22 protein-coding genes are annotated in these 22,148 nt (G+C 62.5%); 8 read left to right on the top strand and 14 right to left on the bottom strand.

The features are described 5' to 3' along the window. The first annotated feature begins 35 nt into the window (after positions 1-35). A complete protein-coding gene (locus AACW18_RS05750) occupies positions 36-836 on the top strand; it encodes an alpha/beta fold hydrolase (RefSeq protein WP_218388069.1) in 801 nt (266 codons plus the stop codon). 73 nt (positions 837-909) lie between these two features. Here AACW18_RS05750 and AACW18_RS05755 read toward each other — a convergent pair whose 3' ends face one another. From AACW18_RS05755 to AACW18_RS05765, 3 genes are all read right to left on the bottom strand, one after another. Further along, positions 910-1,710, bottom strand: a complete 801-nt coding sequence (locus AACW18_RS05755) for a MipA/OmpV family protein (RefSeq protein WP_042651486.1) — start codon at positions 1,708-1,710, stop codon at positions 910-912. Positions 1,711-1,890: 180 nt separating this feature from the next. Next, on the bottom strand, positions 1,891-2,958 hold the full coding sequence (locus tag AACW18_RS05760; RefSeq protein WP_042651487.1) for an AI-2E family transporter: 1,068 nt from the start codon (positions 2,956-2,958) through the stop codon (positions 1,891-1,893). A 24-nt stretch (positions 2,959-2,982) separates the two neighbouring features. Further along, complete coding sequence (locus tag AACW18_RS05765) at positions 2,983-3,228, bottom strand: sulfurtransferase TusA family protein (protein ID WP_042651488.1); 246 nt, start codon at positions 3,226-3,228, stop codon at positions 2,983-2,985. Positions 3,229-3,357: 129 nt separating this feature from the next. Here AACW18_RS05765 and AACW18_RS05770 point away from each other — a divergent pair, with 129 nt between their 5' ends. Then, positions 3,358-4,812 carry a beta-barrel assembly-enhancing protease gene (locus tag AACW18_RS05770; protein WP_371317017.1) on the top strand — a complete coding sequence of 485 codons (1,455 nt, stop codon included), beginning with the start codon at positions 3,358-3,360 and terminating at the stop codon, positions 4,810-4,812. A gap of 98 nt (positions 4,813-4,910) precedes the next feature. Here AACW18_RS05770 and AACW18_RS05775 read toward each other — a convergent pair whose 3' ends face one another. After that, positions 4,911-5,390 carry a TlpA family protein disulfide reductase gene (locus tag AACW18_RS05775; RefSeq protein WP_218388070.1) on the bottom strand — a complete coding sequence of 160 codons (480 nt, stop codon included), beginning with the start codon at positions 5,388-5,390 and terminating at the stop codon, positions 4,911-4,913. A gap of 60 nt (positions 5,391-5,450) precedes the next feature. Here AACW18_RS05775 and arsC point away from each other — a divergent pair, with 60 nt between their 5' ends. Together arsC and AACW18_RS05785 are read left to right on the top strand one after the other, a co-directional pair. Further along, a complete protein-coding gene (gene arsC, locus AACW18_RS05780) occupies positions 5,451-5,801 on the top strand; it encodes an arsenate reductase (glutaredoxin) (RefSeq protein WP_218388071.1) in 351 nt (116 codons plus the stop codon). Continuing rightward, entirely contained in the window at positions 5,798-6,181 is a 384-nt protein-coding gene (locus AACW18_RS05785) for a DUF2069 domain-containing protein (RefSeq protein WP_042651492.1), read from the top strand. The genes arsC and AACW18_RS05785 overlap by 4 nt, the downstream gene beginning before the upstream one ends. Before the next feature lie 43 nt (positions 6,182-6,224). On the opposite strand, the gene AACW18_RS05790 is transcribed toward AACW18_RS05785, so the two are convergent. Together AACW18_RS05790 and AACW18_RS05795 are read right to left on the bottom strand one after the other, a co-directional pair. Beyond that, a complete protein-coding gene (locus AACW18_RS05790) occupies positions 6,225-6,830 on the bottom strand; it encodes an acyl carrier protein phosphodiesterase (protein ID WP_218388072.1) in 606 nt (201 codons plus the stop codon). Between the two features lie 123 nt (positions 6,831-6,953). Continuing rightward, positions 6,954-7,856: a lysine exporter LysO family protein gene (locus AACW18_RS05795; protein ID WP_218388073.1), complete on the bottom strand. Its 903-nt coding sequence runs from the start codon at positions 7,854-7,856 to the stop codon at positions 6,954-6,956. Between the two features lie 531 nt (positions 7,857-8,387). On the opposite strand from AACW18_RS05795, the gene AACW18_RS05800 reads away from it, so the two are divergent. From AACW18_RS05800 to AACW18_RS05815, 4 genes are all read left to right on the top strand, one after another. Beyond that, positions 8,388-9,158, top strand: coding sequence for an ABC transporter ATP-binding protein (locus AACW18_RS05800; RefSeq protein WP_218290287.1), 771 nt, complete (start codon positions 8,388-8,390; stop codon positions 9,156-9,158). 67 nt (positions 9,159-9,225) lie between these two features. Further along, positions 9,226-9,999 carry an ABC transporter substrate-binding protein gene (locus AACW18_RS05805; RefSeq protein ID WP_042651495.1) on the top strand — a complete coding sequence of 258 codons (774 nt, stop codon included), beginning with the start codon at positions 9,226-9,228 and terminating at the stop codon, positions 9,997-9,999. Between the two features lie 212 nt (positions 10,000-10,211). Then, positions 10,212-10,952, top strand: a complete 741-nt coding sequence (locus AACW18_RS05810; protein WP_218388074.1) for an ABC transporter permease — start codon at positions 10,212-10,214, stop codon at positions 10,950-10,952. 3 nt (positions 10,953-10,955) lie between these two features. Beyond that, positions 10,956-11,648, top strand: a complete 693-nt coding sequence (locus AACW18_RS05815) for an ABC transporter permease (protein ID WP_042651497.1) — start codon at positions 10,956-10,958, stop codon at positions 11,646-11,648. Positions 11,649-11,707: 59 nt separating this feature from the next. Here the strand turns inward: AACW18_RS05815 and AACW18_RS05820 are convergent, their stop codons facing one another. The 8 genes from AACW18_RS05820 to AACW18_RS05855 all read right to left on the bottom strand — a co-directional run bounded on the left by AACW18_RS05820 (position 11,708) and on the right by AACW18_RS05855 (position 21,850). After that, the gene (locus AACW18_RS05820; RefSeq protein ID WP_218388075.1) at positions 11,708-12,349 is read right to left on the bottom strand and encodes an energy-coupling factor ABC transporter permease; all 642 of its coding nucleotides are present in this window, start codon (positions 12,347-12,349) and stop codon (positions 11,708-11,710) included. A 109-nt stretch (positions 12,350-12,458) separates the two neighbouring features. After that, complete coding sequence (pflA, locus tag AACW18_RS05825) at positions 12,459-13,301, bottom strand: pyruvate formate lyase 1-activating protein (protein ID WP_218290311.1); 843 nt, start codon at positions 13,299-13,301, stop codon at positions 12,459-12,461. A gap of 65 nt (positions 13,302-13,366) precedes the next feature. Then, positions 13,367-16,303, bottom strand: coding sequence for a sensor domain-containing phosphodiesterase (locus AACW18_RS05830; RefSeq protein WP_218388076.1), 2,937 nt, complete (start codon positions 16,301-16,303; stop codon positions 13,367-13,369). 364 nt (positions 16,304-16,667) lie between these two features. Beyond that, positions 16,668-17,087, bottom strand: a complete 420-nt coding sequence (locus AACW18_RS05835) for an ion channel (protein ID WP_218388077.1) — start codon at positions 17,085-17,087, stop codon at positions 16,668-16,670. Between the two features lies 1 nt (position 17,088). After that, a complete protein-coding gene (locus AACW18_RS05840; protein WP_218388078.1) occupies positions 17,089-18,114 on the bottom strand; it encodes a DUF2955 domain-containing protein in 1,026 nt (341 codons plus the stop codon). An 8-nt stretch (positions 18,115-18,122) separates the two neighbouring features. Then, positions 18,123-19,217, bottom strand: coding sequence for an HlyD family secretion protein (locus AACW18_RS05845; protein WP_042651502.1), 1,095 nt, complete (start codon positions 19,215-19,217; stop codon positions 18,123-18,125). Between the two features lies 1 nt (position 19,218). Continuing rightward, the gene (locus tag AACW18_RS05850) at positions 19,219-20,736 is read right to left on the bottom strand and encodes an efflux transporter outer membrane subunit (protein ID WP_042651503.1); all 1,518 of its coding nucleotides are present in this window, start codon (positions 20,734-20,736) and stop codon (positions 19,219-19,221) included. A gap of 4 nt (positions 20,737-20,740) precedes the next feature. Then, the gene (locus tag AACW18_RS05855; RefSeq protein WP_042651504.1) at positions 20,741-21,850 is read right to left on the bottom strand and encodes an AI-2E family transporter; all 1,110 of its coding nucleotides are present in this window, start codon (positions 21,848-21,850) and stop codon (positions 20,741-20,743) included. Positions 21,851-22,148 lie beyond the last annotated feature (298 nt).

Genomic DNA, 22,148 nt, shown 5'->3' on the forward strand with positions numbered 1-22,148 from the left:
CACTGCCGCCCCGTTTGCCGGCAACAGGAGAAAACATGAAACAATTGATGGAGATAGCAGGTCGTCAGCTGGCCTATCTGGACGAGGGCCAGGGCCCGGTCCTGTTGTTTGGCCACAGCTATCTGTGGGACAGTGCCATGTGGGCGCCGCAAGTGGCCGCCCTCAAGGGGCAGTACCGCTGCGTAGTGCCCGAGCTGTGGGGGCACGGTGATTCCGACCCGTTGCCGGAAGGGCCCTGTACCCTGGCGACCCTGGCCCGGGATCACCTGGCCCTGCTCGATGCCCTCGGTGTGGATGAGTTCGTGCTGGTGGGCCTCTCCATCGGTGGCATGTGGGGCGTGGAGCTGGCCAGGCTGGCGCCTATGCGCCTCAAGGGACTGGTGCTGATGGACAGCTTCGTTGGCTGGGAGCCCCAGATCCCCTGCGAGCGCTATCTCGCCATGCTCGCCGCCATCGAGCAGCTTGGCAGCATACCGGCGCCCATCGTGGAGCAGGTGGCGCCGCTGTTCTTCGCCCATCAACCGGATGCGGCGCTGATGGCGGGCTTCAAGGCCCGTCTCGCCAGCTGGCCAGCGGACAAGGTGGCGAGCCTGGTGGCGGTGGGGCGCAGCTTCGTGACCCGCGAGGATCGCATGGAGTGGCTCGAAGAGATCACGGTGCCGAGCCTGGTGATGACCGGCTGTGAGGACAAGGCTCGCCCCGTGCTGGAAGGCTATCTGATGGCCGAGACGCTGGCCTGCCCCTTCAAGGAGATCCCGGCCGCGGGCCATATCTCGACCCTGGAGAATCCCGAGTTCGTCAACCGGGCGCTGGCCGAGTTTCTGGCCAGCCTGTGATGACGGCCCGTCGCTGAGGGCCACAGTAGAAAAGGGAGCCTTGGGCTCCCTTTTTGCTGGCTGACTGTGGGGCCTACCAGATGTAACCCACGGCGAAGCCGGCGTAGAGCTCCCCATCGTGCTGGACTATGGGGCTGTTGGCGACGTCTTTGTCATAGAACTCGTAGTTGGCGGCAAACATGCCGATCCAGTGGGGGCTGAAGCGGTAGCTGGTGATGAGGGCGGCCATGGGGGAGAAGGTGGTGCCGGTGTCCCACTCGGGACGCTGCGCCGTGGCCTCGTTCCCCGAGACTCCGCCAAAGTAGTAGTTCGCCAGCTTGCTGCTGCGGATCATCACCCCCATGCCGGGCATGATGAGCAGCTTGTCCCGCAATATGGGGAAGTCGGCCCACAGCAGCAGCTCCTGGCCGTTGCTGGTCCCGGTGACGTCCGTGCTGAGCCGGGTGCTGAGCAGGGCGTAGGGGGTGATCAGGCTGGCGCCGACGCCCCCTTCCAGCTCCCACTCACGCTCCTCCATGCCCGCCAGCTCGGGGGCATCGTCGGGGTCCAGGTTGCCAAAGCGCACCCTGCCGTAACCGTAGGCGGCGAAGCTGTCATCCTTGTGGAAGTAGTAGCGGGCCCTGTCCCCGAGGAACATGAACTGCTCGCCAAAGTAGATGAAGCCGGGCAGCGCGAGGGCGGTATCGTCCTGGCCCTGATAGCGGGCATTGCCGCCGATGACGGCGCCGCCCAGCACCAGCCCCTTGGGCACCGGGCTGGTCGGACTGTCCTGCACGAAGATATCGAGTGAGCCGAGATCGACCTCGGCCCGGGCGACGGGGGAAAGCAACAGCAAGAGGGAACAGGTGGCGGCAAGCTGACGGATTGGTGTCATCGTCTCTCCAAAGCATGGTGAACAGGTCGTATTGGCCACATCCCTGTGGGGCCTGGCCGAGCATGATAGCGTGCTTTCATCAGCGGCCGATACTGCTCATCACCGGCCTCTGAGGGGCTTGCGTCCTCACTATCATAGCTTGCCGCCGATCGGCTGCGCCGCAAACCTGAGGGAAGATGATCAGGCGACCGGGATGGAGTCGTCCCGCTTGGGCCAGGCATTGAGCACCGCCTTGACCAGGGTCGCGAGCGGAATGGCGAAGAAGATCCCCCAGAAGCCCCACAGGCCGCCGAATACCAGCACGGCGATGATGATGGCGACCGGGTGCAGGTTGACCGCCTCGGAGAACAGCAGGGGCACCAGCAGGTTGCCATCCAGACCCTGTACCACCAGATAGGCCACCATCAGCCAGGCAAAGTCGGGGGTCAGCCCCCACTGGAACAGGGCTACCATGGCGACGGGGATGGTCACCACCGCGACCCCGATGTAGGGGATGAGCGCAGACAGGCCGACCGCCACCGCCAGCAGCACCGAGTAGCGCAGTCCCATCAGGGCGAAGGGGATGTAGGTGGCCACTCCGACGATGAGGATCTCGATCACCTTGCCACGGATGTAGTTGATGATCTGATCGTTCATCTCCACCCAGACCCGGTTGACCAGGGTGCGGTTGCGCGGCAGGAAGCGGCGCAGGCTGCCCATCAGCACCTGCTTGTCCTTGAGCATGAAGAACACCATCAGCGGCACCAGGATGACGTAGATCAGGATGGCGACCACGTTGACCAACGAGCTCAGGGAGGCGCTCACCAGCTGCTCGCCGCCGGTCAGGATGCGTTGGCGGATGTTGTCGATCAGGGTCTCGACCAGGCTGATGTCGACGACGTCGGGGTATTTATCCGGCAGCCCACGCACATAGTCCTGGGCGTGGGCCAGCATGGCGGGCGCCTCCTTGGCCAGGTTGATGCCCTGGCTCACCAGGGTCGGGATCAACCCCAGCAGGGCCATGGTGGTCAGCGCGACAAACAGCAACAGCACCAGGCTGGTGGCCAGGGTGCGGGAGAGCCCGGCCCGTTGCAGCCGGATCACCGGCCACTCCAGCAGATAGGCCATCACCAGCGCCACCAGCAGCGGCGCCAGCAGATCGCCGAACAGCCAGAGCACGGCGAAGCAGAACACCAGCAGCAGGAACAGGGTGACGGCAGCCGGATCGGAAAAACGGGTCTGATACCAGCGCTTCAAGACTTCTAACATCGGAGCTTCCTTACATTACTGGGGTCATGACGACGGCATGACCCCGACGACTAGCTGCAAAGAGAGGCAGGCTTCGGACTCCTGCAGTTGCAGAACCTGATGGCCCTGGCGACGCAGCCAGGCCGGTATGTCCTGTCTTGAGCCGGGATCTCCCAGCAGGATGTGCAGGGATTGACCGGGTTGGGCGCGGCGCAGCCAGAGCTTGAGCCGGATGAGGGGCTCGGGACAACGCCAAGGGGTCAGGTCGAGCTGTTCCCATTGCTGTTCCATATTAAGGGGAGGCTCCATCGCGCGCAGTGGCCGCCATTATGGCCGTGATACCAGTATGAAACAACGCTTGTGAGCCTTGATAGGCAAGGGTATTCTGCCAGAGCCCTTTCCGATGGAGATAGAGATAACGTGGCCCGTTTTTCCCCCTTGATGGCATCGCTTCCCATGCTGGTTTCCCTGATGGGGGCCACCTTCCATGCCCAGGCGAGCAACCAGCTGCCCGACATCGGTACCGCCGGAGTTGCAGCCCTGCCCATCGAGCAGGAAGTGCGCTATGGCAATGCCTTCATGCGTTTCGCCAGGGCCGGTCTGCCCATCATCGACGATCCCGTGCTGAGCGAGTACATCGATGATCTCGGTCAGCGCCTGCTCACCAACGCCGATGGGGTACGTTTCCCGTTTACCTTCTTCCTCATCAACGATCCCAGCATCAACGCGGCCGCCTTCCTGGGGGGCCGGGTCAAGGTGCACACCGGGCTGTTCCTCTACGCCGACAGCGAGAGCGAGCTCGCCTCGGTGCTGGCCCACGAAATCACCCACGTGACCCAGCGCCACATCGCCCGTTACATGGAGGCGCAGGCCAGCAGCTCGGCCATGACCCTGGCCGGTCTGGTGGGCTCCATCGCACTCGCGGTGATCAACCCCACCGCCGGTATCGCCGCCCTGCAGGCGACGCTCGGCCTGTCGATGCAGTCGGCCATCAACTACACCCGCGACAACGAATACGAAGCGGACCGGATCGGCATGAAGACCCTGTATGACGCCGGTTTCGATCCCATGGGCATGGCCACCTTCTTCCAGAAGCTGGCGGCCGAGTACCGCTACGCCAGCAAGCCGCCTGAGATGCTGCTCACTCACCCGCTGCCCGAGACCCGGATCAGCGAGGCCCGCTCCCGCGCCAGCAGCTATGGGCTACGGACCCTGCCGCCGAGCCTCGACTTCTGGCTGGCCAAGGTGCGCATCCAGGTGCGCTATGGCACCGAGAGCCCGCAGGGGCTGCTCACCTACTTCGACAGCCGGTTGCAGAAGGGGGATTATCCCCTCAAGGATGCCGCCCTCTACGGCAAGGCGCTGGTGCTGTTGCAGCTCAAGCGCACCGACGAGGCCGATGCCCTGATGCAGCAGTTGGCGGCGCGCCATCCAGAAGATCTGTTCATGGTGGATGCCCTGACCGACATCGATCTCGCCAAGGGGCGCAGTGCCCAGGCCATCGCCCGGCTGGAGCGGTTCCGCACCCGCATGCCGGACAACGAGGTGGTGGTGGTTAACCTCGGCAACGCCTATCTGGAGGCGGGGAACTACAAGAAGTCCATCGCCATCCTGGATCCCTATGCCCGCGAGCACGAGGAGAACAGCCTGGCCTGGAGCCTGCTGTCCGATGCCTATCGCAAGGCCGGACGGATGACGGACTTGCACATGGCCAGGGCGGAGACGCTCTCCCTGCGCGGGGATTATCAGGCCGCCATCGACGAGCTGATCGTGGCCCGTGGCACCACCAGCGACAAGCTGACCCTGGCCCGCATCGAGGCCCGCATCACCCAGCTGGAGCGGGCGAAGAAGGATCTGGACAGCCTGAAGGGCTGATACGCCAGGGGATAGCACAATGAAACGGGGTGCGCCTGCGAGGGTGCGCCCCGTTCTCTTTCTGGTCAGCCTCCCTCGATGAGACAAGCGCTGAGCCGCTATCGGGCTCTCGTCGCCCAGGCGTTGAGGGCGGCGAGCTTGGTTTCGTCGAGCTCCCCCTGCAGGGTCTCTTGCAACTTGCCTGCTTCATCGAGCAGATAGCTGGTGGGCAGCGCGCTTGGACGGGGGAAGGGCAGGCTGGCTTCATCCAGGGGGATCATCAGGGGCACGGCAATCCGGTAGCGTTGGGCCAGCTCGGTCAGCTCGGCGGGGGAGGCCGGATCATAGTTGATGGCGATGACCCTGATCCTGCCCTCCCGCTGCAGCGCCGCGAGCAGCGGCATCTCCCGCAGGCAGGGGGCGCACCAGGGGGCGAAGTAGTTGACCAGCAGCGGCTTGCCGGCGAATTCGGCCAGTGCAACCTGCTTGCCAGCGACATCGGTGAAGCCGGGGGGCGGCGAACAGGCCCCCAGCAGAGTGGCCACAAACAGCCAACAAATTCGTTTCATTTCCAGTCCCCTTGCGCTTACCCTGTGCATCCGTTTCCCCTACAATAGCGCCGTTTCTTGTCCCATCTTGCGTTCAATCAGGGAGTTACCATGAGTGAGACCCAAATTTACCACAATCCGCGCTGCTCCAAGAGCCGTGAAACCCTGGCCCTGCTGGAGCAGCACGGGATCGCCCCTGAGGTGGTGCTCTATCTGGAACAGGCGCCGAGCGAGGCACAAATTCGGACCCTGCTGGCGCAGCTCGGGTTCGACGATCCCCGCCAGCTGATGCGCACCAAGGAAGATCTCTATCGGGAGCTGGAGCTCGGTTCGCAGAGCGGCGATGCGCTGATCCACGCCATGCATCAGCACCCCAAGCTCATCGAGCGCCCCATTGTCATCCGCGATGGCAAGGCCCGCATCGGTCGCCCGCCGGAGCAGGTGCTGGAGATCCTCAAGTGACCACTCGCTTCGCCCGCCTGCTGACCCTGGTCGGCTTCTTCGGCCTGCTGGCCTGGGTCATCCTGTGGCACCTGTGGCTCTCGCCCCACCCTGGGCTCAACCCCTGGCTGCTGCCGGTGATCTGGACCGTGCCGCTGCTGTTCCCGCTCAAGGGCATAGCGCAGGGCAACCCTTATACCCATGCCTGGGGCAACTTCGTGCTGATGCCCTATTTCCTCCATGCCCTGACCCTGATCACCACGGACGAGGGGGAGCGCGCGCTGGCGGTGGTGGAGTTGGTGTTCACTACGCTCGCCTTCGTCGGCACCATCTACTACGCCCGCCTGCGCGGTCGTGAGCTGGGCCTCAGCATTCGCAAGAAGAAGGATCAGGCCGAATAGGCCAGCTTCAGCCCTGACAAGACGCCCCGCATGGGGCGTTTTTTTATGCCGGCGCGCCGTGGCGACGGGCCGTCAGCTGATGCTCGCTGAACAGGATCAGCTCGGGGTAGAAGCGCAGGAAGCCCTGCTCGCAGGCTCGCCACTTGGCCTCATCCAGGGTGCTGAGCGCCTCCCCCAGTGGCAGCGGGCGGCGCAGCCGATGGCCGATGCCGTTGAGGGCACGGGTCAGCCCCTCTTTGCTGTGGTAAGAAGCGATCCAGTTCTGCTCCGCCATCCGGCGCAGGGGCAGGGGCAGGCCGTCCGGCAGCAGGACGTGATCCGCCAGCAGTTGGCCATAGCTCTCGCTCAGGAAGCGGGGCAGGGGCTCTGCGGTAAATTGCGGCCAGTGCCGGCAGAGCCAGTGGTCATAGAGCATGTCGACCAGGATGCCGCCAAAGCGGCGCCAGGGTGCCTCGAAGCGGCCGACGGCGGCCCTGTGCTCGGGATGCGCGTCGGTGAAGGCATCTATCTTGCGATGCAGCCAGATCCCTTCGTCAAAGGCGGGACCCAGGGCACTGGGCAGCGGTCCCTTGACGAAGTCCCCCATCAGATTGCCGGTGAGGGAGCTGTGGGTGTGGGCGGCCAGATGCAGGTGAGCCAGATAGTTCATGGGGGCGGGCGTTGACCGTGGCTGAGGGTGACTGTGGCTGAGCCTAGCGGATCTGCCGGCCCTTGCCTATGGCATAGAGCTGGCAGATCCGCCGGCGCAGGGAGGGGCCGTGGCCGGCCCGGCTCAGATGGCGAGGAAGGCCAGTATCAGGATGGGGCCGAGCAGGCTCAGGATGAAGCCGGAGACGATGGCCACCGGCACGACCTGGATGCCGCCGGACTTCTGGATCACCGGCAGGGTGAAGTCCAGCGCGGTGGCGCCGCCATAGCCGATGGCGGCGGAGGGGTGACGGCGCATCAGCATGGGAATGATGAGGATGGCGATGAGTTCACGCCCCAGATCGTTGATGAAGGCGGCGGAGCCGAGCACAGGGCCCAGCTTGTCGGCCACCAGGATGCCCGACAGCGAATACCAGCCGAAGCTGGAGGCCAGCGCCAGGGCATGGCTGAACGGCATGTCGAGCAACTGGGCCGCCAGCAGGCTGCCGAGCCAGCTGCTGAGGATGACGGTGGCGGCTATCTTCATGCCCCAGGGGTTGAGCAGGATCTGGCGCAGCCGCATGCCGGAGTTGCGCATCTGGATGCCGATGAGCAGCAGCAACAGCATCAGGGCCCACTCGCTCCACTTGTCGATGGGCAGGGCACGCAAGTCCACCAGCAGCCCCAGCAGCACGCCGCCGAGCACCACGAAGCAGAGCTGTAGGGACTCCCACAGCAGATGCAGCTTGCTCGGCATCCTGGCATCGGGTGCCTCGTGGGTCGGCGGGCTGCGCTTGTCCAGCCACCAGAGCGCCAGCAAGTTGCAGGCGGTGATGGCGGCCAGCATCACCCCGGCCACCTTGAAGATCACCGCCAGGTTGCTGCCGAGGTTCTCCACATAGGCCAGCCCCAGCCCCATCAGAAACAGGATGAGGTAGACCATCTTGCCGAGGGACTGATTGATCAGCTTGATGAGCCGGGTGGAAGATAGGGGGACAAGATAGCCAATCACCAGCGGCAGCAGGATCAGCAACACATTCAGCAACATTGGGGCCTCGGTCACAAAACTGGGAAAACGACACATTACCACTACTTATTGGCCAAGAGTCATATATCCATGAGTTTGTATGTTTCATTCGGCCCTTTTTTTATCGGATTGTTACCTTTTCATTGCAAACCCCCCTTCCCCAAGTGCCCTGACCTCGGCTCGTCATCGCCAATGAAATCAATTCCATTTCGAAAAAAGTGCGTTTTGTTCGACTGAACAGGGATGAATAAAGTGACTCTGAACGGCTTCTGACTGAAATGGCTGAATCTTCTTGCCACTGGTGCGTTCCGGGTATAAAAAGGCGGTATCTCAGAGGTGGCGCAAAGCGGATTTTATGCAGACAAAGTGCTGAAAAATACCGTCAAGGCCAATAAAAATACAGATAAACCACTAAATACCTCGGTTCTGTATTGTTTTTTAACTACCTGAATGATATTTTCGCTGAAGGTTGCCATCGGTTAACTTTTTGTTAAATTTGCGATGGTGGAGTCGCGCCGTAGCGGCGTCTAGGGACAGACAAGGTTGTAATGGATGAGCGACGTTGCCGCACTGGAAGTTCGTGAACTGCACAAATATTTTGGCACCCACGAAGTGCTCAAGGGCATCGACATGACGGCCCACAAGGGGGACGTGATCTCCCTGATCGGCTCCTCCGGCTCGGGGAAGTCGACCTTTCTGCGCTGTATCAATCTGCTGGAGACCCCCTCTTCCGGCACCGTATCACTCCATGGCGAGCTGATTCGCATGAAAGCCAACCGGGCCGGCGAGCGGCTGCCGGAGGATATGCGCCAGGTCGAGCGTATTCGCAGCCGGCTGGCCATGGTGTTTCAAAGCTTCAATCTCTGGTCGCACATGACCATCATGCAGAACATCATCGAGGTGCCTATCCAGGTGCTGAAGGTGCCCCGTGCCGAGGCCATCGCCAAGGCGGAGCAGTTGCTCAACCGGGTCGGCCTGTGGGAGCGGCGTGACTATTATCCCGGTCACCTCTCCGGCGGCCAGCAGCAGCGTGCGGCCATCGCCCGCGCCCTGGCGGTGGAGCCCGAGGTGATGCTGTTTGACGAGCCCACCTCGGCGCTGGATCCCGAACTGGTGGGAGAGGTGCTCGGCCTGATGCGCGAGCTGGCCGAAGAGGGTCGCACCATGCTGGTGGTCACTCACGAGATGTCGTTTGCCCGCGACGTGTCGAACAAGGTGATGTTCCTGCACCAAGGCAGGGTGGAGGAGGAGGGCAATCCCAAGGAGATCTTCGCCCATCCCAAGTCGGAACGATTCAAGCAATTCATCTCCTCCATCTATTGATGGGCGGGATTTCATTATTCAACAATCTTCGTTTTCAACGATCGACGTGTTTATCAAGGAGAGATACATGAACAAGCTGATGCTGGCGACCGCCGTGGTGACTGCTCTGTGTTCCGGCAGCCTGATGGCCAAGGAGTGGAAAGAGGTGCGGATCGGGGTGGAAGGGGCCTATCCTCCCTTCTCCTGGACCGAGCCAAGTGGCGAGGTGAAAGGTTTCGACATCGACATCGCCAACGCCCTGTGTGAAGAGATGAAGGTGAAGTGTACCCTGATCAAGCAGGACTGGGACGGTATCATCCCGGCGCTGCTGTCACGCAAGTATGACGCCATCATCGCCACCATGGACATCACCGAAGAGCGCAAGAAGAAGGTGGACTTCACCCAGAAGTACCAGCACATTCCGGCCCGCTTCGCCGCCAAGAAAGGCACCGAAGTGCAGCTCGACAAGGCCTTCATGGACGGCAAGACAGTCGCCGTACAGCGCGCCACCTCCATGGACACCTACATCACCGACAACTTCCCCAACGCCACCATCAAGCGCTACGGCACCGCAGACGAGGCCTATCTCGATCTGAAATCCGGCCGGGTTGACTATGTGATGGCCGACTCCGCCGCCATCAGCGACGGTCTGCTGAAGAAGGAAGGGGGCGATGCCTTCGAGTTCGTCGGCCCGAAACTGACCGATCCCAAGTGGTTTGGCGAGGGTGCCGGCATCGCGGTACGCAAGGCTGACAAGGATCTGAAAGATAAATTCAACGCCGCCATCCTGGCCCTGCGTGCCAACGGCAAGTACAAGGCGATCAACGACAAGTACTTCGACTTCGACGTCTACGGCGAGTAAGAACGCCGTCTGCGACGGATCAGGATGAGACGCTCACGGCGAGTCATCCAGACAGTTTGATCCCCGTCTGTAGTCTTCGGGCCCGTGGCCTCCCCAGGGGAGTTTACGGGCCCGCTCAGTTGCAATGGAGCTGCATGTGGTCGATTTGAAAGGATATGGAGCCTCTGCTTGGGAAGGGCGAGCCCACTCAATTAGTTGCGATGGAGCTGCATATGTTTGATTTGAAAGGATATGAAACCTCCCTGCTGGAGGGCGCCTGGGTCACGCTGGAGGTGGGGCTGGCCTCACTGCTGCTGGCCCTGCTGCTCGGCATGCTGGGGGCGCTGGCCAAGCTCTCCCCCTACAAGTGGGCGCGCGGCATCGCCACCGGCTACACCACCGTCATTCGCGGCATCCCCGATCTGGTGCTGATGATGCTGCTGTTCTTTGGCGGCCAGGTGCTGATCAACAACCTCTGTACCTGGGTCAACGAGACCTACAACAACTACCTGCTGGAGAGCAATCCGAACCAGGAGTGGGTCTCCCTGCTGCCCGATTACATCGACATCAGCCCCTTCGCGGCCGGGGTGGCCACCATCGGCTTCATCTTCGGCGCCTACATGACTGAGACCTTCCGCGGCGCCATCCTGGCGGTGGACAAGGGCGAGCTGGAGGCGGCCCGCGCCTTTGGCATGCGCGCTAGCCAGGTGTTTGTGCGGATCCTGTTCCCCCAGATGATGCGCCACGCCCTGCCGGGCTTTGGCAACAACTGGCTGGTGCTGCTCAAGACCACGGCGCTGGTCTCCATCATCGGGCTCGATGACATGGTGCGCAAGGCGTCCCTGGCGGCGGGCTCGACCCAGCAGCCATTCACCTTCTACATGGCGGTGGCCCTGATCTTCCTGATCTTCACTGCGGTCTCCACCTCGGCGCTCAAGTGGGCCGAGCGTCACTATGCGATAAAGACGAGGTAAGCCATGGATTTCTCCATCATTCTCGATGAGTGGCCCACCTACTGGCAGGGCCTATACACCACCATACTGCTAGTGGCGGCGTCCCTCGCGTTGGGTCTGGCGCTGGCGGTGCCCATGGGCATCTTGCGCAACAGTCACAACTGGCTGATCAAGGGGCCGATCTGGGCCTATATCTACTTCTTCCGCGGTACCCCGCTGCTGGTGCAGCTGTTCATCATCTACTACGGCGCCGCCCAGTGGGAGTGGTTGAAGAACAGCGTCGCCTGGGAGCTGTTCTCCGAGGCCTGGTTCTGTGCCCTGCTGGCGTTCACCCTCAACACCGGCGCCTACACCGCCGAGATAGTGCGCGGCGCCGTGCTCAACATGCCCAAGGGGCAGATCGAGGCGGCCAACGCCTTCGGCATGACCCGCTGGCAGACCCTCACCCGCATCATATTGCCGAACTCGTTCCGCCGTGCGCTGCCCGCCTATAGCAACGAGGTGATCTTCATGCTACAGGGTTCGGCGGTGGCGGGCATCATCACCATCGTCGACCTGACCGGCGCCGCGCGGATCATCAACTCCCGCTACTACAGCCCGTTCGAGGCGTTCCTGACCGCAGGCCTGCTCTACATGCTGCTGACCTTCGTCATCGTCTGGCTGTTCAAGAAGTGGGAGACCCGCTGGCACGCCCACCTGCGACCCCGCTCCGTGTAACGACAATAAAAAAGCCCGCAGCTGCGGGCTTTTTTGTGGGTCTCATATTTCATAAGGGGTCAGCGCCCCAGATATTCCCGATCGAAGAAGGTGTTGACCCAGTGGGGGCGGTAGACCGCGAGCAGGGTCATGGCCATGCCGTTGAGCAGGGCCTCGGGGAAGAGCAGCAGTGGCCAGATGGAGAGATAGTCGGCGCCTATCACCTGCCAGCTGTAGCGCGCATCCAGCCCCATCCACAGGGCGCTGGCGATCATCTTGACCGTGATGCTGAGGGCGCCGCCGAGGAAGGCGGCCACGAACAGGTAGACGAACAGGTGGCGGGGCAGCCAGGCCCAGCTCGCCAGAAACAGCAACCAGCTAGTAGCGACCGGCAGGCCTATGCCAATCAGCGCCTGCCAGCCCAGCTCGGCCAGATCGGTGATGCCAAAGTAGCCGAGGATCAGCAGGGTGAGGCAGGGGGCAAGCAGGGCGAGGCGCCAACCCAGCAGCAGGGTCAGGCTGGTGAGGCCGAGAAAATGGATCTCCAGCCCCTCATGCAGGCCGGCTCGCAGGGTCCAGAGTGGCACCAGGGCGATGGCACCGCCCAGACAGAGGTGTTGGTAGAGGGGGTTGTCATGCAGGGTGCGCAGCAGGGAGCCCCGCAGGCTGAAGATGAGCAGCACCAACCAGAGCAAGAGGGCGGCGACTTGTCCTTCAGTCATGGCATCTTCCTTGGCATCTAATCCTCAGCGGATGAACGAAAGACGAGCGTATCGACAGGATGGCCCGGGTGAAGAAAAGGGCTGCCCCTTCCGAGTCAGCCCTTTGTCATCAGTATTTAACGTTGGGGTGGTACTTGCCTAGGATGCCCTGGACTCTGTCCATGGTCTCCTTGCTGGGGGGTCTGATCCCGGTCAGATCATAGTGATCACCCAGCACGTCCCACTTGTGTTTGCCGAGTTCATGGTAGGGCAGCAGCTCTACCTTCTCGACACAGTCCCCCAGCTTGGCGATGAACTGGCCGAGGCCTTCGGCGCTCTCGTCATCGTCGGACCAGCTGGGCACCACCACGTAGCGGATCCACATGTTCTGGCCCCTTGCCGCCAGATAGCGGGCAAACTCCAGGGTATATTTGTTGCTGACGTGGGTGAGCGGGATATGCTTGTCGTCGTTGATCTGCTTGATATCGAGCAGCACCAGATCGGTGTTGTCGAGTACCCGATCGAGCAGCTCGTCGTAATGGCGCACGAAGCCGTTGGTATCGAGGCAGGTGTGGATCCCCTGCGCCTTGCAGGCGGCAAACAGCTCGGCGATGAACTCTTGCTGCAGCATGGCTTCCCCACCGGAGGCCGTGACGCCGCCGCCGGAGGCATTCATGAAGTGGCGATAGCTGGTGAGATCGCTCATCAACTCGGGCACAGTGACCTCGCGGCCGCCCTGGGTGTCCCAGGTATCCCGGTTATGGCAATACTTGCAGCGCATCAGGCAGCCCTGCATGAACACGATAAATCGGATGCCGGGGCCGTCGACCGTGCCGCAGGTCTCAACGGAATGGATCCGGCCAATAACATCTGTACTGCTGGCATCGCTGGCGGCAGGGCTCCGGTGCGTGCTTCCGCAACTCTCGGCAGAGCCGCTGGTTTCAACGGCAGGGATCCGGTTTATGACTGACATAGACGACTCCAATGATTCGAGCAGGCCGTTATTTTATTACATAAAGCCCTATAAATCCTACATGTTTAGCCCGGGGATGGGGCCCCCAGCAACCGTTCGAGCGCCTTGACTGTGAGCGGGCGACTGGTCAGGAAGCCTTGGTAGTGCTGGCAGCCCAGCTGCTTGAGCACCTTGAGCTGCTCCTCATCTTCCACCCCTTCGGCGGTCACCGTAAAGCGAAATACCTGGGCGAGATCCAGGATCGCCTTGACGATGGCCCTGTCCTGTTCGCTGTGGACCAGCGTCTGGATGAAGCTTCTATCCAGTTTGACCTCGTCGGCCGGCAAATCGCGCAAATAAGCGAGGGATGAATAGCCGGTGCCGAAGTCATCGATGGAGATCAGGAGGCCGATGGCCTTGAGCTGGCGGATCTTGGCGATGCTCTCCAGCCGGTTTTCCAGCACCACGGACTCGGTCACCTCCAGCAGCAGGCGGGAGGGAGGCACCCCGGTATCACGCAGAATGTACTCCACCTGCTGCACGAAACCGGCGGTGTGGAACTGGCGGGCGCTGACGTTGACCGACAGATGGGGGATGACCAGACCTTGGTTGAGCCAGAAACTGTACTGGGCACAGGCGGTCTTCATCACCCAGTAGCCTATCTCCTGGATGAGACTGGTCTCCTCGGCGATGGGGATGAACTCACCGGGGGGTACCATGGTACCGTCGCTCTTCTGCCAGCGCAGCAGGGCCTCTGCGCCGGAGAGGGTGCCGTTGTCGACCCGGTACTGGGGCTGATAGTGCAACGCCAGCTCGTTGTTGCGCAGGGCGTCGCGCAACTGGTTGTTCAGGGAGAGCTTGTTCTTCTCTTTCTCGGCCATGGCCTCGCTGAAGAAGACATAGCTGCCCTGGCCAGAGCGTTTGGCCATGTGGGAGGCGGTATCGGCCTGCTGCATCAGGACCATATGATCCTTGTCTTCGTCACAGAAGAGGCTGATCCCCACCGAGGCGCTGCAGTGCAGCTTGTGATCGTCGATATCGAACGGGTTGCGGAACATCCCCATCAACTCGCGGGCGAAGTGCTCCGCCAGGATCTTGGCGGTGACATAGCCCTGGCCCAGGGCCGTGAACAGCAGCGCGAACTCGTCGCCCGAGGTGCGGGCCAGCACCAGATTGTCCTGCGGCAGGGACTTGAGCCGCTCCACCACGGCCCGCAGCAGCAGATCGCCGCAGGCATGGCCGAGGGAGTCGTTGATCGACTTGAAGTTGTCGAGATCCAGCAGCAGCAGGGCACCCCACTGCCCGCTCGGGGCGAGCAGGGTGCGCTGCAGGATGTCGTTCAGGCTGCGCCTGTTGTAGAGGCCGGACAGATCATCGTAATAGGCGAGCTGCTCGATGTGGCGGGCCGCCTCTTTTTCCTCGGTGATGTCGTAGAAGCTGCAGACGAAATGGGAGATGCCGCCGGCCCCATCCTTGACCACGCTCACCATGAGCCGCACCGGGAAGAGGTGGCCGCTCTTGTGCAGGCATTGCTCCTCGCCCAGCCAGAACTCCTGCCTGAGCACGGCCGAGATGACCTCGTCCCTCAGGCTGTCGCCATAGTAGGTGGGTCGCAGCGACTCGAAGTGAAGGCCGATCATCTCATCGTCCCGAAAGCCGGTGATGCGGGTGAAGGAGGCATTGACCTTGAGGATGATGCCGTTGTCATCCATCACCAGCAAGCCATCGTGGGTATTGAAGGCCACCTCCGCCAGGCGCAAGGCATCGTCACTGGCGAGGCGCTGCAGCTCGATGGCCGCCCGTTCGCGCTGGCTGTTGAGGGCATCGAGCAGGGGCATGGGGTCGGCAAGGGGGGCGTCGAGCAACAGGGTGAGCTGGCCAAGCGGAGAGGCCGATCCGATGGCCAGGGGGATGCCGACGTAGGCCTTGGCCTCGGTCTTCAGCAGGCGTGTCGCCTGCGGGTAGCGCAGGGGCAGGTCTTCCACATAGAGCGCCTGGCCATGGAGGAACAGATCCTGGCCTGGCCCCAGGTTGATATTGACCGGCCTGCGGGAGACGAAGGCGCCATCCTTGTGCACGCAGTGCGGGATCAGCCAAAGCTCCTGCCCCCTCGGCTGATATTCACCGAGCCAGCCGATGCGGGCCCCGCTGGTGGCCATGGCCCAGCCGATCAGGGCGCGGCAGTAGTCGTGGCCGGTCTTGCTGGCCAGCTCGGCGGGCAGTGACAGGGAGGGCTCAGGCTCGGCCTGTGCCGGTTGCCAGTGGCCCAGCAGCTGGGCACAGTGGCGCACCAGTTGCAGCACCTCCTCACCGAGCTGGGTCGTCTCGGCATATTCGAGGCTGAGTACCCCGATGAGTTTCTCCTGCTCCAGCAGGGCGCCATCCAGGCGGGAGCTGACCTGGGTATCGGCCAGGTAATAGTGCTGGCTCAGCATGGGCTGATGGGCCGCCTCCGAGAAACTCAAGGCGCCGCGGGTGCGCAGGGCCCGGATATAGCGGCTATCCCCGCGGATGGCACCGAGAGAATCAACCCCCAGGCTGAACACCGGGCTCAGTTGCTCGCTGCCGAGCGGGCCGTTGGCCTGGTAGTGCCAGAGGATCAGTCGATCGGCGCCAAGGCATTCTTTGAGGCTTTCCAGCATGGCCGCATATTGCTGCTGGCTGGCCATCTGGCTCAGCCGTGGCAACTGCAACGCCAGATTGGCGGCACTCTCATTGCGCTGGGTCTGCAGGCAGATGAGCCAGAAGGCGTCCTGTTCATGGGAAAGTGAAATGTGCCACTGCTGATCGGCGAAGCGCACCAGCAATTTGCCACCCTGGCCGCTGGCGAGCCGTTGCTCGACGGGCAGGCGCAGGGCATCCGGCAACTGGCTTGGCCAGGCGCTCCTGGGCTCATCCAGCCAGTGGAGCGGGGTCTGCATCACATCGGTCAGGGCGACCAGCCGTTGGCTGCGGGTGTCCAGGCGAAAAAACAGCGGTGCCTGGCTGGCAGAGGGGAGGGGACTGAGCGCGGTAGACGACATGAACTGGCACTATCCTGTTGAACAACTGTCGGAGGGCAAGAATACTGCAAAACCGGCCCAAACGAAATTTCACGCCATCAGAAACCCACCCCCTTGTGTTCGCCCAATCTGATGACGGATTAAAGGTTTCCAATGGAAGCCCCACAGGCATTAGCCCCTTAGTGCCTTCTCCACCCTGCTGGCGCGTGAAATCAAGCGTAAGAACACTGCCACTGCCACCGCGACCGAACAGATCGCCGTGAGCTGAGGCGAGGGGCACGGGGCGAGCGGTTGGCCCCAAGCCACCTGAAATGAGAGAGGGGAGCCATTGGCTCCCCTCTTTTTTATGTTTTCGAACGCCCGGCGAGAGGCACTATTCGTGGCACTACTGGCCGAGTTGCTTGCGAATGTGATGCTGCAGGACCGCCAGCATGCTGGCGCCGGACAGGCCGATCATCAGGGCGCCGTTGACCGCTTCCAGCGGGCCAAGCAGCTTCCACTGTGCGCTCATGACGATGTCGCCATAGCCCAGGGTGGCAAAGTTGACACCGGAGTGATAGATGGCCTCCTGCAGGGTGGCAAACTCCCCCAGCCACAGGAACAGGGCGCCCCAGAGCGTGATCTGCAGCAGGTTGCCCGTCAGCACTATGATGATGATGCCAAACAGGGCCAACACCCCGGCCAGCACCCCTTCCCTTTCATGGAAGTGATTGATATAGAAGCGAATGCCCCCGACGGACACCGCGGACTGCAGCAGCATATTGGCCAGGATCACGGGGAGGCCGACCAGCAAAATAGATAACATATCACTCTCCTATCTGTGTTTCTGCCGCCGGTCGGCCAACGGGCCACCAGCGCTCCAGGGTCACGATGCACAACCAGCCATAACCGGCCACCAGCAGATACAGGCCGCACCGCATCGCGGCCGCCAGCCAGACGTCTTTACCGGTCGCACTGTCTTCGATGGCCGGACCAAACAGGATCAGCGCCGTGATCCAGGCATTGCTCCAGAACGAGGGCGGGAAGCGACCCGGCACCAGCCGCACCAGGCGCCTGGCCAGCCAGAGGGTCATCAGGCCCAGCATCAGCACCAGCATCAGCAGGGAGGGCCAGATGCTGAGCCCTATCCAGAGCACAAAGGCCAGCAGGGCACCCATCAGGGTCGACAGCACCAGCTCCTTGCCCGCGTGTTTGGCATTGATTGAGGTGCTCTGCTGCGCCAGCGCCACCGTCTTCATCACGGCGGGAATGTAGAAGGCCGGGTTGCCGAGTGCCAGCAGCCAGACCGGCAGCACTATCACCACGGCTCGCATCGCCAGCCGGGTTGGCTGCTCCGGGCGAGAGGGGGCCTTGCCCGCCACGGCGGCCGTGGGCTGAGGAGGGAACAGCGCATGGCTCAGCAGATTGACCAGGGTACCGATCAGTATCCCCACTCCCATCATCTGAGCGATGGAGATGGCCAGCGTCTGCTCGATGAGGCCCGCCACCGGGATCACGGTGATGGCCATGATGAGCAGCATGGCGGATGCCCCCTTGCCGGCCATCGACTGTTGCATCAGCAGATAGAGCAGCAGGGTAATGAGCAGCACGGCCGCCAGGGCATAGTGGGTCAGCAGGGGGACCAGCAAGACGCCGCCGACCATGATGGCCAGCAGCATGAGGCCCCCGACCAGCCCCTTGCGCAGGGCGAGCGGCTCCCCCGGGCGGCACAGCACCACCCAGGCCATGATGCAGCCAAGGTGTGGCATGGGCAGGGCCAGCCCATAGCAGATCAGGGTGGCGAGCGCGATGCCAACACCAATCCTGAGTACCGCACGATCTCCGTTATGCATAGGGCTCATCAGTACAGGAAGGAGCAGAGGCTCATCAGGCGAATGTAGAGGGCGCCCAACAGGTTCATCAGCCCGCCCTCATCCGCATAGACCAGCACGTCGGCCTGACCGCCGACCCGCAGCGCGGCAACCGGCGGCAGATCGTCTTCGGTGAAGGCGACCTTGACCGGGAAGCGCTGGGCCTGGCGCAGCCAGTCACGGTTGTTGTCCACCGTCGGCAGCGACCCCGCCGGCTGACTCTGACCATCACCCACCCCGTAGCCGATGCTGCGCACCTTGCCCTTGAAGATGCGGCCGGGCAGGCTGTCGAGCAGGATGGCGACCTCATCGTCAGGCTGAATGTTGGCCAGGTTGTTCTCGGTCAGATCGGCGGAGATCCAGACGTCGTGGATGGCGATCAGGGTCATGGCCGGTGCGCCGGCGCCGATGAACTGGCCGACGTCGGTACTCAGGTCAGTGATGAGGCCGCTGCCGGGCGCCACCACCAGGGTATTCTTCCGATCCAGCTCCGCCTTGTGCACCGCCGAGCGGGCGCTGAGCAACTGGGAGTTGTTCTCGCCGTTCACCCCTGCGGCCTCGATGGCGCGGCGCACATCGGCCTCGGCCGCGGCCACCTGGCTCTTGGCCGTCTCGCGGGTGGCCTGGGCGACCTCGAGTCGGCGGACCGAGATGGCACCCGGATCTTCCCGATAGAGGCGCTCCTGGCGATCGGCATCCTTGGCCGCATTGTCATAGGCGGCGCGCATGGCCTGCAGGCTTGCCTCTGCGGCCTTGATGCCTTCACCGCTCGCCTTGACGCTGCTGAGCACCGTCTGGTAGTCGGAGCGCGCCTTGGCGAGGGCGATGTCGTAGGGTTCGGGATCGATCTCGAACAGGGAGGCCCCTGCCGACACGTCCTGATTGTCCTTCACATAGACCTGGCGGATCTGGCCCGATACCTCGGCGGCGACGGGGACCACGAAGGCCTGCACCCTGGCCTGGGAGCTGTAGGGCGTCAACCGATCGGCCAGCAGATACCAGATCAACAGGAGGACGATCAGCCCAAGCAGCCCCAGGGTGGAGCGGCGGCTGGCCTGGCCGGGGGAAGCGGAACTGTCAGTCATTCTATTTTACCTTCTGAGCCGTGGGCTGGGGCTGAGTTGCATCGAGCAGGGGCGCCCAATCTGAGTTGGTCCTGAACTGGGCATCGACTTCTGGCGTCACCAGGGGACGCTGTCGCCCCTGTTCCCATCCGCCACCCAGTGCCTTGTAGAGAGTGATGAGATCGCGCATCCGGGCGCCGCGGCTGTTGACCAGCCGTTCCTGCTGGTTGAACAGGGCGCGCTGGGAATCGAGTACCCGCTGGAAGTCGGCCATCCCTTCGCGGTACTGGGTGTTGGCGATATCCAGAGAGCGGCGAGCCGCCGCGCCGGTTTGGCCCAACAGCTCGATCTCATCCTGGCCGTTGGCATAGGCCACGGCGGAGTCGTCCACCTCGCGGGCCGCCCGGAACACGGTGTCGCGGTAGCGTTCGTGCAGTTGCTGGAAGCGGGCATCTTGCACCAGCACCTGATTGCTGAGGCGGCCGCGATCCAGCAGATCCCAGCTGATGGCGGGGCCGGCAGCCCAGGAGAAAGTCTCGCTGCCACCGCCGGTGGCGCTCACCCCCAGGGTGCCGAGCAGGGTGATGGAGGGATAGAGCTCGGTCTCGGCCACCCCGATCAGCGCCGACTGGGCGGCCAGCTGCCGCTCCGCCACCCGCACATCGGGACGGCGGCGCAGCAGATCGGCAGGCATCTCGGCGACCAGCGCGAGCTCGCCCTGCGGGATCACGCCGGTGCCGGGGAGCATCTCGGGGAGCGGACCTGGCACCCTGGCGAGCAGGGTGCTCAGGGCATTCTGGCTCTGGCGCAGGCTGGTTTCGAGTTGTGGAATGCTGGAGAGGGTCCCCAGGTATTGGGTCTTGGCCTGCTGCACGTCCAGCTCGGCGTTGTTGCCGCTCTTGAACAGCCGCTCGGTGATCTCCAGGCTGCGTTGCTGGATACGGGCGTTCTCGTGGGCGATCTCAAGGCGGGCCTCCACTGTCCGTATGCTCACATAGAGCTGGGCCACCTGGGCGATCATCAGGACCTGGATGTCATCGTACTGCGCCAGGGTGGCGAAGTAGTTGGCATCCGCCGCTTCCACCCCACGCTGGAACTTGCCCCAAAAATCGAGCTCCCAACCCAGGTTGAAGGCGGCGCCATAGCTGCTTCCTGAAGTGCTGTGGCCGTTGCGTGTCTGGCCGGCTTGCAGCCATTCCCCGCTGGCGACCGTGGCTTGAGGACCGAGCAGGCTCTCGGCGATGCCGAGCTGGGCCTGGGCCTCGAGGATGCGCAAACCGGCGATCCGCACATCCGGATTCTTGACCAGGGCCTCCTCGACCAGAGCGCTCAGCACGGGATCATTTAACTGGGTCCACCACTGGCGATAATCAGCGGCGCGGGGGGAATCCTTGAACTGGCTCTCGCTGGCGCTTTGCCAGCCCGCCATCTCCTTGACCTGGGGGGGCTGATAGTCCGGGCCGAGCACGGTACAGGCGCTCAGCAACAGACATGCCCCCCCTGTGAGCAGGGGGCGCATAAGGTAACGATCGGGGATCATGCGTTTATTTATCCGCAGCCACTTTATCCGCCGCAGCCGGACCTTCGTTGACCCAGGCCATGAAGATGCGATAACCGATGGAGAGCAGGGTGGCACCGATGAACATCCCGAGGATGCCACTGGTTGCCATGCCGCCAAGGGCACCCAGCAACACTACCGGCATGGGGGCATCAACCCCACGACCCAGCAGCAGCGGCTTGAGCACGTTGTCCGCCATGCCTGCGATGACCAGCAGAACGGAGTAGATGATGTTGGCCACGGTACCGTTATCCCCGGTCGCCCACATGTAGGCGATGGCCGGACCCGTTATCAGAATGACAGGCACCTGGGCGATGCCCAGGATGAGGGCGAGGATGAAGAAGATGCCGACGCCCGGGATCCCTGCCAGTGACATGACGATACCCGCCAGCAGCGCCTGGATGAAGGCCACCCCGATGACGCCCTGAGCCACGGCCCTGATGGTGCTGGTGCAGAGCTTGGTCAGCGCCAGCCCCTTGCGTTCATCGGTGATGCGCATGGCGATGCGATCGGCACTGACTGCGCCCGGAGCACCCCAGGCCATCATGATACCGGCCACGATGAAGGAGGCGACAAAGCCCAGCAAGCCACCACCCATGCTGGCCAGCATGCCCACCACCTGCTTGGCAAGATCGCCCAACTGCGGGCGGTAGCTGTTGATCAGGCTGGGCAGATCCATCGAGGCTTTCAGCCACATGGCGTGCACTTTTCCACCCACTAGCGGGATCTCGGCGATGCTGGCGGAAGGCGCCGGGATCACCAGGGTGTTGTTGTTCACCTTGTCGACCAGGGTGCTGACGCTGTCACCCAGGGAGCTGAGCATGGCGACGGTCGGGGCGACGATCAGCAATACCCCCAGCAGGACCAGCAGGGTCGCTGCCTTGCCCTGTTTCCCACCCAGGCGCGTGGCAAAACGCTGGTGGAGCGGATAGAGGGTGACCGCCAGAATGAGGGCCCACAACATCATGTTCATGAAGGGGGAGAATACGGTAAAGCAGAAAGAGCCCAATGCCAGGATAAGACCGAACTTGATGAACATATCCAGGAATCTGGCAACCAACCTTTTTTCGACTACGGACAGATCGTTATTTTCCATTGTGGTGTTATCCCAATCAGTAATGAGTGCACAACCATCCGTGACCAGCACTAAGTCCAGGCCTGCGGATAACTGCAGTCGCAATAAAATAAGCTAGAAAGTATTTCAATATGGAGATGAGTGTTTTGTAGAGTCTCGTCACCTGTTTTCATCCATGGAACAGATAAGTCTCACTGCAGGGTGGGGGTCAAGATAACATCATAATTATTAAGTGTTTATCCCACCTCGCGCTGTGCATCTCTTCTCTTCTCTGGGCTCGACCCGTAGTCGAGCGCAGAGAATAAAGAGTAGCCAAAAT

Origin of the sequence: Aeromonas sp. sia0103, from assembly GCF_963895295.1 — a bacterium.
Classification (GTDB): Bacteria; Pseudomonadota; Gammaproteobacteria; order Enterobacterales; family Aeromonadaceae; genus Aeromonas; species Aeromonas encheleia.